This window comes from Bartonella sp. MU70NMGDW (assembly GCF_042194085.1).
GTDB lineage: Bacteria > Pseudomonadota > Alphaproteobacteria > Rhizobiales > Rhizobiaceae > Bartonella > Bartonella grahamii.
Map to the genome: position 1 here is coordinate 308 of NZ_JBHIMK010000057.1, position 11,925 is coordinate 12,232.

Below are 11,925 nucleotides of genomic sequence, written 5' to 3' on the forward strand. Positions count from 1 at the left end.
CCAGATTAAAGAATCACTCTTTTCACCAGCAATTTCTTTGCTAATCTCATTTTTAATATTCGTGATAGAATCACCAACACCGGCAAAGGCAGACGCGACACTGTCATAAGTCGAGTCAATGACATTGCCATCAGATGCAAATTTCTTAACCGTGAATGTAGGGGCGGTCCATGTGCCGTTCTCATACTGAGCGCCACCACCTAAAGATTTCGCAACACTGCTTCCTAGGGTATGAAGCTGGGAACCATTAACGGCATCGCTTGAGGTTGAAGTAATGTCACCATTCTTAACTGCCTGAATCTTTTTACCTCCAGCATTTATACCAGAAGTGGTTATTGTTGGACCATTGGCAATTACTAAACCTGTTGCGTCTAAGGTGTTGTTTCCTACTTGTATTTTATCAACTAGGATACCCCTAGCGAGATCAAATTTTACCTTATTGTCTTTATCACCTTTTGTGACTGTGAGATTTGTACTTCCAGCTGCCAAATCCAGTGGGCTGGTTGAATTAACACTCGTCGTATTTTTACCGTTAACAGAAAGATCCCAGTTTGGGTTTACAGTGTCTTGTAGGGCTTTTAGCTGTGCAACATTCACGGCATCAGTGTCGTTCGTGCCAGCTGCAACATGTATAATCCGTCTGGTAAGCTCATTCGGATTAACACCGTCACGAATAGGATTTCGACCAATACTGAGTGCACCAAAAGAGGTTCTCCATGCGCTGCCTTGTTTATCTGAGTTCTTTCTAGTACTGGGATCGTAACCTCCAATACCAAGATCAGCATCAACAACTACCTCAGAGCTTGAACCTAAGGCAATACCTTCGTCAACTAATGCTTTCGCACTAGAACCAAGAGCCAAAGCATACCTACCACTGGCCTCCGCCCACTGACCAAAAGCCGACGCTTCATTGCCGCTGGCTACCGTGGTCCGACCAAAAGCCATCGAAGCACGGCCGCTGGCTTCTGCCAGGGGACCAACAGCAATTGCTTGGGCCTCGCTGGATTTTGCGAACAAACCAATAGCAATTCCATTTTCGGCGTTTGATTCAACGTATGCGCGGTCACCAATAGCAATTGAGCTTGGGCCGCTAGCTATAGGATTTTTAAACTTTTCGTTAGGAAGAGATACGTCAGTAGTATTAACCTTCACACCTCTTGTTAATTCATAAAGCTGGGAACCATTCACGGCATCGGTTGACGTTTCTGAGAGCTCACCAGGAGAAATATCCACAAGACGCCGTGTCTTACCTTCACTACTCTGAAAAGTTACTATAGTTAATGGTGAGGTAGGAGCAAGAGTTATCATCTTTTCATCATCCGCTCGGGCTAGTCCACTGGGTAAGCTTCTTAAAAAAGGAAAGCTGCCTGTGTTTTCATGCCTATCATTACCTTGAGATAAATTATCTTGCTTTTCCCCAATAGTAGCGAGTTCCTTCATCTCAACAATCTGATGATTCAAACTTGTGGAAGCACTCTTCACGCCAGAAAATGCATCCGCAACACTTTTATAACCTTCTACATTCTTATAACCTTCTGTACCTGCAAATGCAGTATCAAAAGCAGCTTTAGTCTGAAACTTAATATTAGAACTTAAGTTTTCGGAAGCCTCTTTGCCCTCCATAAATGCAGAGCCACTATCTTTATATAATTTACTGCCAACTACATAGGCTGGCGGAATAGCTTTAAGCGCATTTGTACCACCACTAAAGTCGTTTGATATGTTATTTAAAATCTGAGTAGCAGCAGCAACAGGAGAAATATTTGATAAAAATATAATCACTGAAGCCAATGAAAGCGCTTTAATAAAAAGCCGTCGATAAAACGAGCAAGAATTTTTACAATCATTCACCACTAGCGCTTTTGGTGTGGTATATAATTTTTTCATAACAAATTCTCCAAATAAGAAAGACATGTTTAGAACATTAAAAAGTCATATTTCAGTGCTACAGGTGATTAATGACGTGATTTTTGTTTGTTCTCTATAAAGTTTGAGTTTGTCGCAGAGGCGAACAGGAGTAATCAGAAGTCCGGCAAGGTTGCGATGAACGTTGATTAATGATTTGGTTAATGGGCTTTTTATTTTTTCCGCCTTTAAGAAGGGTGCTCTTTTTGCAACAAAACTCCTGAATGAGGGTGAAAAATGGATATGAAGAAGACATACTTGCACCCTATCGTTAGATCTGCGGTTTATAGTTTTTAAAGTAAAAGAGTTCATTTTGTATGCTTAAGAGGCTGTAAGGTATTATTAAGGGAAAAGGTTAAGTTGTCTGCTGAATGATTTAGAGCACTTGTCGTGAAATCATTACGCTTTTATCGTGGGGATAAGCAGCGTACTCTCGAGCTTTAGATTTTTTTCTCTTAAAAAGCTTCGAAATAAAATAAGAATGGTTGTGTGTTTTTTTCATAATCTGTCGCACCTCCCCTTGCGAGCATTTTTTCTGTTTTTACCAGAATGAGTCTTACTAAAGAATATTTTGTGATGTTATAGACTATTGAGTAGAATAGCAAGAGGAAAATGAATTTAATTATTTTTACAGAATGAGTCTTTCCGATTTATACAATCGTGAAATATCCTTATAACTTTAAAATTCATAGATTCCATGCACTATAGACTTGTCTAGAGGTTCTGTTTAATCGTTTGTTTTAGGTGTTCCATTTTGATCAAAATGAGTCTTACTAATAATTGCCGCTGTTGCGTGCCTTATGATTGCTACTGCTGTGTACAGAGCAAATAAATAAAATAATAATAATAATGCGATTTTTGATTTTTTTAAACGTATCCCCCCAATGGATATTTTCTATCAATGAAATTATAGAACGTACAGTTTTAAAATACTGTGCGATTATTTAAAATACTGTGCGATTACGCACTCTATCAATTTATATGAGAGTATTACGCTGTATTTATAAAATTTTTGTTAAAATAATTCACTTTTTACTAAAATCAAGATCACCAAGATTATTACTATAGAATACATTGTTATGAAACTTTCTAATTATACTACTCTATGACTTTCTCTGTAAAATATTACTTCTCTATAATATAAAGTTTCGCCCTTGTCTGATGAGACAAGGGCGAAACTTCGCTTAAATTGTAGTTTTTCATATTCTCTGGTGTTATTTTAATTTCAGAGTTATTCCACCACCTACACCCCACTGACCGCCAGCACTGGTTGCTGATAGATTAGAACGAATCTTGCCATCTTCAGATGTATAACCTGCACCAATCGCAAAGGCAGATTGTCCACGCCAAAAACCGCCACCAAATGAAACACTCACAGATCCTGGGTCATCGAAGTAACGTAAGTTAGACACCGCCAAACCAATCGCTGCTGCTTGCCTTGCCTCTTTGCGCACATTCGTAATATCATAACTTAGTGCGTCAAACTTCATATCGGTATAGGATTTTGCCTCGTTAACACCATTATTGACTTGATCGTCCGTATACGTTTTCGCATTTTCAAGAGTAGCCTTCATCTGCACATCGGTATACTCGTATAACTGACCACCATTCACTGCGTCCTTAGAGCCTGCTTTAATTTCTCCATCTTTAACATTCGTAATCAAAACAGGATCACTGTCATCGACACCTTTTAGAGTGATGCTATTGATTTTCTTTCCGCTATCATCAGTATCATAGCTAACCGCAACATCCACCTTTTTTTCAACTGTTGTTACCCTGTCTTTAACTCCGTTTAACCTGCCTTCAAGTTTTTCTACACTATTTCTCAGCTGCGAAAACTGACCGTCACTCACCTCATAAGTTGACTGTTCTAAAGTTTCACTAGGAGCAACAGTTACCGTGGTTGAATTATCCGCCTCATCTATAGCGTTTTCTTCCTCATCTATAGCAAGAGGTAAGCTTCTTAGAAGACGTGCGCTTCTCATAAAAGGAAAGCCTTCTGAAATATTATTCAGACCACCATCTAGTGGTCCAACCTCTGTTTCACCAATACCGTTCATAACCCGCTCATTTAAACCTGCCAAAGCACTATTAACGCCAGCAAATGCATCTGCAACATTAGTATAGTTTTTCTCAGTTTCCTTACCATTCTTATCAAAGTCTTTAACTGTGAAAGTCGGAGCACTCCAATTTCCACCTTTATATCCAGAACCACCACCGAAATAAGTAGCAATCTGGTTGTTTATTAAATAGAGCTGAGAACCAGTTATAGCATCAGTCGACGTTTCTGAAATCTCACCAGCAGCAATATCAAAAAGACGCCGGCTTTCACCTTTACTATTCATAAAACTTACTTGTTTTAATGGTGATTTAGGAGCAACGGTTAACGTAGTTGGAACCTTCACATTACCTGAAGCACTAGGTAAGCTTCTCATAAAAGGAAAGCCTTCTGAAATAATATCATTCAAATCACCGTCTTGATGGATGTGTTCCCTTTCTTCAATACCAGGCTTATTCTTTATCTTAACAATCTCCTCATTCAAACTTGTGAAAGCACTATTAACACCAGAAAACGCATCTGCAACATTAGTATAGTTTTTCTCAGTTTCATTACCATCCTTATCAAAAGCTTTAACTGTAAATGTAGGAGCTGACCATTTTCCCTCTTTATCATATCCAGCACCACCGCCAAAATAACTTGCAAATGCCTGAGTCATAAGATAGATTTGACCACCATTTACTGCTTCGGTCGATGTTGCCGTAAATGCACCCCCCTTAACACCAGAGAGAACTCGTGGCGCATTAACACCGTTTGCAATATCTATTCTATTGCCACCCTTGCTTCCACCAATCGTAATAAGCCCAGCGCTATTTTGCTTAACAAAACTATCACCTGTCACACTTTCGATCTTTTGATTAAGATTCGTAAAAGAACTACTTACACCAGAAAGTGCATCCCCAACATTCTTATAGTTCTTTTCAGTCCCACTACCATTTTTATCAAAAACCTTAACTGTAAAAGTAGGAGCATTCCAGTTGCCATCTTTATCATATCCAGCATTATCACTAAAATAGCTAGCAACTACATTGCTCATGGCATAAAATTGAGAGCCATTTATCGCATCAGTCGATGTTGCTGTAATCGAACCAGCATTAACACCCGCAAGAGTCCGTGCCACATTATCAACATTTGCTATATTTACCTTGACCCCTCTTACTTTTCCACCAATGGTAATAAGTCCGGTATCATCTTGCTTAACAAGATCATCACCTGTCCCATTAATGACTATATTCTCAATCTTTTTATCAAGATTTGTGAAAGAACTACTTACGCCAGTAAAGGCATCCGCAACATTCTTATAGTCCTTTTCAGTTCCATTACCATCCTTATCAAAGACCTTAACTGTAAAAGTAGGAGCACTCCAGTTGCCATCTTTATAGCCAGCACCACCGCCAAAATAGCCTGCAACTACATTGCTCATGGAATAAAGTTGAGAACCATTTATCGCATCAGTGGATGCTGCTGTAATCGAACCAGCCTTAACACCTGAAAGAGTCCGTACCGCATTATCAATATTTGCAATGCTTACTCTAGTTCCACTTACTTTTCCACCAATGGTAATAAGTCCGGTATCATCTTGCTTAACAAGACTATTACTTGCCGCCTTAATATTTTCAATCTTTTCATCAAGATTCGTGAAAGAGCTACTTACGCCAGTAAATGCATCCGCAACATTCTTATAGTCCTTTGTAGCTCCATTACCATTTTTATCAAAGACCTTAACTGTAAAAGTAGGAGCTATCCAGTTTCCTTTTCTATCGTATCCAGCACCACCGCCAAAAGAGATCGCAGTACTGATGCCTTGGGAAAAAAGCTGGGAACCATTGACTGCATCATATGAGATTGGCGAAACCCAACCATCAGCAACACCAGTAAGAGTCCTCAATCCATGAGAGCTATTTGCGATAGTTATTCTATTGCCACCTACGTCCGCACCAATTGTAATAAGCCCTGATGTATCTTGCTTAACAAGCTTATCATACCTAGTATCAGCGACATAACTCTGCAAACCATACAACGCAGAACCAACATCTCTATATATTTTACCGTTAATTATATAGGTTGGCGCAATACTTTTACGTATATTTGTACCTCCACCAAAATACTGTTCTACATTACCCCAAAGATCACAAGCAGAAGCAGGAGAAGCATTTGATAAAAAGACAGCTACTGACACTAATGAAAGCGTTTTAATAAAAGGTAATCGATAAGACGAGCAAGAATTTTTTAAATTACTCACTGCTAGTGTGTGTGGTGTGGTATATATTTTTTTCATAATAAATCCTCTAAGTAAAAAAACATATTAAAAACATTAAAAAGACATATTCCGGTGCTATTAGGCTCCAGAGGTAGTTTTTTCTTGTTTTATAAAAGATTAGGGTTGTCATAATGGGGAAGAGGACTATCTAAGATATCAATGGGTTGTGGTCCACGTTGATTGATAGCCCAATTAATAAGGTTTATTTCCCCTTTTAGGGGGGATTTTCTTTCTGTAGCAGAGCCTTTAGATTTAAAGGTGAAGAAAGGTGAAAGAAGTGTAGAAAAAACATGTTTGCGCACTATTGTTAGGTATTGTGTGTTAAGAAGCAATAAAGGGTGTTTATTGCGGAAGAGGGTTAATTTGTTTGCTGAGTGGCTTAGAGCGTTTTTGGTATGGTTGTTGTGCCTGTTTTGTGAAAATAAGCGAGATATCTCGGAGTCTTAGATTTGTGTCTCTTAAAGCTTTTCGAAATAAGATTATAGTGGTATAGTGATTTTTTCATGATTTACCGCACCCCGCTTTGCGAAAAGATTTTTTGTATCTTTTAACTAATTTCCCACACTCTATACAATTATTAAAAAATAGCAAGGAAAAAATAATTTAATTATTTTTTTATATAATGCGTCTTTCTGATTCTTGAAATAATTCTAAAATTCATAGCCTCATTGTTTACACTTTAGACTTTTATAAAAATGCTGGTGCATCGTTATGCTTTAAATGCCCCTGTTATGATCTAAGTGAGTCTTACTTAATCATTCCTGCTGCTACATACAAAGAAAATAATAAAAATGGAAAAAATGAGATTTTTTATTTCTTTAAGCATACCCCCAAATGAATGTTTCTATTAATAAACTTATAAACTGTACAGTTTTAAAATATTGTGCGATTGCGCGCACTCTATTAATTTATATGAAGACATCACTCTGCATTTGTAAATTTTTTTGTTAAAATACTTCGCTGTAAATAAAATCAGTCCCACTAAGATCATTATTACAGAACACATTGTTATAAAACTTTATAAGTATACTAATCTATGAATTTCTGTGTAAAATATCACTTCTTTATAAAATTTTTTACCCTTGTCTGATGAGACAAGGACGAGTGCGTTTTTTTATTATTAATTCAGCGTTAAGTTTACTCCTGCACTTAACTCCCTGTGACCTCTTGCACTCGTAACAGATATATTAGAGAGAATCTTTCCATCTTCTGACATATAAACGGCTCCAATAGCACAAGCCAATCGACTATGCCATAAACCACTACCAAAACAAACACTTAAAGACCAAGGGATATCAAAATAACTTAAATTCGATACTTCTAAACCAACAGAGACCGCCTGTCTTGCTTTTTTCTAAGCTGTCTCAATATCATATCTAATGCTTCAAATTTTGTATCCGTATATTTTTTCACATCATTAAAAACTGTCTTAATCTGCTGCTCACTGTTATCTAATTGATCACCTCTTATGGCATTATACAATCCAACAATAATATTATTACAATATACATGCCTATTATAAGGAAAAAACTTTCTTAAAAATAAATATGGATTACTCAAATAATTCCTTTTGAAAATGATAAATGATTTTTTCATATAAAATTTCACAATAAAAAATATATTTTTACTCGAAATCCGCTCTTATCTTATATTGCTATTCATTTACGATAAGAATAACTTTCCTTCTCTTTAAATGCCACATGTAACGCATTTGATAAGAGAAGGAAAATTTATTTCGAATTTTCTATTGTTAATTCAGTGTTACCCTAAATCCAGCACCTACCCCCCAATGTCCCCCAGCACTCGTTGCAGATATGTTAGAGCGAAATCTTCCATTTTCAGACATATAACCAGCTCCAATAGCAAGTGCAGATTGACTGCGCCATACACCCGTACCAAGTGAAAAACTTAATTTTCCCGGTGTATCGTCATAGCTTAAATTAGATACCGCTAGACCAATAGCAGCCGCTTGTCTTGCTTCTTTCCGAACATCCTCAATAGCATAATTCAACGTCTCAAACTTCATATCCGTATAGGATTTCGACTCGTTAACAGCATCATTGACAAAACTACTAACTTTCTCATCCGTATACTTATTGGCATCTTCAAGAACTATCTTCATCTGCTCTTCAGTATAATCATGCAACTGACCGCCATTAATAGCTTGCTGAGAACCTGTTTCAATCTTGCCATCCGCTACATTGTCTATCATAACAGGTTCGCTGTCATTGCCACCTACTAACGTAATGCTATTGGTCTTTTTCCCCTCATTATCTTTGTCATACTTAACAACGCCATCTGTTACCGCTACTTCAATATCTTTCACATGTTGATCTATCGTATCTACTTTGTCTTCAACCTCTTTTACCCTCTCATTCGTGCTCCAAAGCTGACCACCATTCACAACTTCTTGCGAACCTTCTTCTATCTTACCATCCAACACATTCGTAATCTTACTCGAATTGCCATCATGCTTCGCATCATACGCGCCTTCTTCTTCATTCCAATTCAAACCATTGGTCGCCACATTCTTCTCAACATCATGAATACGGTCGTTGATACTCGTCATACCATCACTGACACCATCAAAGGCTCCTGCTACATCATGATAAATCTTCTTTTCAGACAAACTACCATCAGAATTGAATTGTGAAACCTTGAATTCTGGGGCCCTCCATTCGCCACCTTCATAGCTAGCTCCCCCTCCTAAATACATCGCTAGCGTCTGATGCAAGGAATAAAGCTGATTGCCCGTAATCGCCTCTGTCGAACCTTCAGAAATATCACCATCTAAAAGTGACTTCAGTTTGCTCTTACTTCTTGTCTCTCCCTTCCCATGAAGCGCTACAAACGCACTATCTTCATCACTCCACAACAACGCATTCTGCTCAATATTGTCTGAAATCTCATTATGAAGCTTTGTAAATGAATTGCTTACACCAGCAAACGCGTCCGCAATATTGGGATAGCTATGCTCTTCTGGACTGCCATCATCATTAAAAGTCGTAACTTTGAAAGTAGGCGCTACCCATTGACCATCTTCATAGTGAGCGCCACCACCAAAATAAGTCGCTAGCGTCTGATTCAATGAATAAAGCTGAGAACCATTAACCGCTTCCGTCGAGCCTTCAGAGAGTGTTCCCGCTTTCACACCAGAGAGACTACGTGTATCACCATTCATGTTTGCAATTGTGATTGCACTACCCTCTTTTTCACCACCTATCTTGATCACCTTCGTAGCGTCATCCTGCTTAACAAGACTGTCTCCCACAACTTTATTAATCTCATTCTTAAGCTCTTTGTGAATATTCGTAAAAGAACTTCCTACACCAGCAAACGCTTTGGCAACATCATCATAGCTCTGCTCTTCAACCGCACTACCATCTTCTTTGACGATCTTAACTTTGAAGCTTGGAGCACTCCATTGACCTTCCTTATATTCAGCGCCTCCACCTAAATAAGTTGCAACAGTCTTATTCGTCTCAAAAAGCTGAGAACCATTAACCGCATCACTCGAGCCTGATACTATAGAGCCAGCCGCAAGTGATGTAATCTTACTCTTGCTTTCCTTCTCTCCATGTGTCGCTACAAACGCCTCTGCGTCCTTATTCCACAACAAAGCATCTCCTTGAACTTCCTGAGTAATATTCGTGATGTTTTCAGTAAGTTCATTAAACTTATTCGTTAGGTTGCTATTTACATTCTTGAAATTCGTATCAATTCCTGCAAAAGCAGAGCCTACATCATTATAGGATTTTTCTACTACCTCGCCTTTTGCATCAACACTGGATATTTTATAGGTTGGACCCGTGAAAGTGCCATCTTTAAAGCTTGTTCCTCCACCTAAGTATTTCGCAATATCCTGAGAAACCTTAGAAATCTGACCGCCGTTAACCGCATCATGCGAATTCTCACCAATTGTACCATCGGCAACATTATGCAAACCAACAGGTGCAGAACCCTTACCTTTACCCAAAGTCACACTCGTATAATCAGTCTCATCACCTGTTTTATCGTAATGAACAACAGCCGAGTCATCTGACTGAAGACTGTTAGAAAGCTTCTCTAATCTTTTATCAAGCTGACCTTTGTTAACTGCTTCATTATCCTTTGTTGCTTCCCCAACACCCGAAAGTATCCTATCTTGGCTATTCTTATCCGCAATACTGATGCTCGCACCTGCCTTTTCACCACCAAGATTGATCATATTTGTCGTGTCATCAAACTTAACAAGACTGTCTCCAACAACTTTACTAATCTCATTCTTAAGCTCTTTGTGAATATTCGTAAAAGAACTTCCTACACCAGCAAGCGCTGCCGATACACTCGTATAATCCTCTTCTCCAGAGTTGCCATCTTCTGTAATGGTTTTTACCTTGAATGTAGGAGCTCTCCATTGACCTTCCTTATATTCAGCACCTCCACCTAAATAAGTTGCAACAGTCTTATTCGTCTCAAAAAGCTGAGAACCATTAACCGCATCACTCGAGCTTGCAGAAACATCGCCATTAGAAAGAAACTTAATTTTACTGTTGCCTTTCCCATCACCCTCTCCATGTGTCGCTACAAACGCCTTTTCAGAATCACTCCACAACAACGCATTCTGCTTAATATTTTCAGTAATCTCCGTGTTGTTTTGGGTAAACTCTTTTTGAAGATTCTCAAAAGATGTTCCTACATCCTCAAAAGCTTCCGATACAGTATCATACTTCTTCTCTTCAACTTTAGTACCATCCTCATTAACGCTTTTAACCTTAAAACTTGGAGCTGTCCAAGTTCCACCTTCATACTTAGCATCACCACCTAAAGACTGCGCAACACTGTTACCTAAAGCATATAGCTGATTACCCGCTACTGCATCACTTGAGTCTTTAGTTATATCCCCATTTGAAAGCGACTTTATCTTGCTGTTTGTCTTCTCACCGTCTTTGTCTCCATGCAAAGCTACAAAGGCCTTTTCACTTTCATGCCACAACAGCGCATCACCTTGAACCGATTCCGTGATATTACTTAGTTTTTCATCAAACTTTTTGACCTCATTAGACAAATGAGTGTTCACATTCTGGACACTCGTATCAAGACCCGCAAAGGCGCTGCCAACATCGTTATACGAATTACTTACTACCTTACCATCTTTAGAAACATTAGAGATGTTATAAGTCGGAGCTGTAAAAACACCCTCCTTGAATGCCGAACCACCACCAAAATATGTTGCTACATGATCGCCCAATTTATGGAGCTGATTACCCGTTACGGCATCCGTGGAACCATCCTTAATGGCACCATCTAAAAGAGATGTAAGCTTACTATTGCTTTTGCTATCTTTCTCTCCATGCGTTGCTACAAACGCACCTTTATCCTTATCCCACAACAACGCGTCAGCTTGAGCAGTGGTAATCTCATTGGTAATTTCATTGGTAATCTCTTTATGAAGATCCGTGAAAGAAGTTCCTACACCAGCAAACGCTGAAGCCACATCTGTATAGCTCTCCTCACTCTCACTACCATCAGATTTTATTATCTTAACCGTAAATTTAGGTTTACTCCATTGGCCATTCTCATACTGAGCACCACCACCTAAAGATTTCGCAACCTCACCGCCCAATTTATGAAGCTGGTTACCTGTTACGGCATCCGTGGAACCATCCTTAATGGCACCATCTAAAAGAGATGTAAGCTTACTATTGCTTTTGCTATCTTT

Annotated in this window: 3 protein-coding genes and 1 pseudogene; all 4 read right to left on the reverse strand. The window is 38.6% G+C overall.

Features of this window, described 5'->3' with window-relative positions; all coding sequences use genetic code 11:
* A pseudogene (locus ACFIKE_RS06365) lies at positions 1-1,440 on the reverse strand (hypothetical protein); the annotation flags it as partial.
* Positions 1,441-3,119: 1,679 nt separating this feature from the next.
* A complete protein-coding gene (locus ACFIKE_RS06370; protein WP_375648724.1) occupies positions 3,120-6,242 on the reverse strand; it encodes a YadA-like family protein in 3,123 nt (1,040 codons plus the stop codon).
* 1,102 nt (positions 6,243-7,344) lie between these two features.
* The gene (locus ACFIKE_RS06375; RefSeq protein ID WP_375648728.1) at positions 7,345-7,518 is read right to left on the reverse strand and encodes a YadA-like family protein; all 174 of its coding nucleotides are present in this window, start codon (positions 7,516-7,518) and stop codon (positions 7,345-7,347) included.
* A 456-nt stretch (positions 7,519-7,974) separates the two neighbouring features.
* The coding region (locus tag ACFIKE_RS06380) for a Vomp family autotransporter (protein ID WP_375648726.1) at positions 7,975-11,925 on the reverse strand (3,951 nt) is incomplete at its 5' end.